Raw genomic sequence first — 641 nt, 5'->3', positions numbered from 1 at the left:
TCTGCCTCTCACTCACCTATGAATTCAGTGAGTAGTGACTGTCGATGAAGACAGCCGGGTTTCCCCATTCGGACATCCCCGGATCAAAGCTTGCTTACAGCTCCCCGAGGCTTTATCGTTGTTCGCCACGTCCTTCGTCGGCTCCTGGCGCCTAGGCATCCTCCGTGTGCTCTTTGTAGCTTAACCTAGTATCTACAATGTAAATACGATATGCTACCTTTATTTCACTTGTTTACACAAGATCAGCTTAAAGGAATATTCTAAAACGCAATTTCGTTTCGGTATCCAGTTTTCAAGGTGCAATAATAAATCTTTTTGGTGGAGCCAAGCGGGATCGAACCGCTGACCTCCTGCGTGCAAGGCAGGCGCTCTCCCAGCTGAGCTATGGCCCCAAAAGAAAATATAAAGTTTATGGTGGGCCCTAGTGGACTCGAACCACCGACCTCACCCTTATCAGGGGTGCGCTCTAACCAGCTGAGCTAAGGGCCCATAATAAACCACCAAAAAAAAAAATTCTTCTTTAGTGGTTGCGCTTGGCGGCGTCCTACTCTCCCAGGACCCTGCGGTCCAAGTACCATCGGCGCTGGAGGGCTTAACGGTCGTGTTCGGGATGGGTACGTGTGGAACCCCTCCGCTATCGC

The 641-nt window shown here is 50.5% G+C and carries 2 tRNA genes and 2 rRNA genes; all 4 read right to left on the bottom strand.

Going from position 1 to position 641, the window contains the following annotated elements:
* Positions 1-186 (bottom strand): 23S ribosomal RNA (locus tag ACU1JV_RS28055); the annotation flags it as partial.
* A gap of 130 nt (positions 187-316) precedes the next feature.
* A tRNA-Ala gene (locus tag ACU1JV_RS28050) sits at positions 317-392 on the bottom strand.
* Positions 393-412: 20 nt separating this feature from the next.
* A tRNA-Ile gene (locus tag ACU1JV_RS28045) sits at positions 413-489 on the bottom strand.
* Positions 490-531: 42 nt separating this feature from the next.
* Positions 532-641 (bottom strand): 5S ribosomal RNA (gene rrf, locus ACU1JV_RS28040); the annotation flags it as partial.

This window comes from Paenibacillus sp. T2-29 (assembly GCF_052921365.1).
The sequence above is the reverse complement of the archived record's forward strand: the minus strand, read 5'-3'. Positions and strand labels throughout refer to the sequence as shown.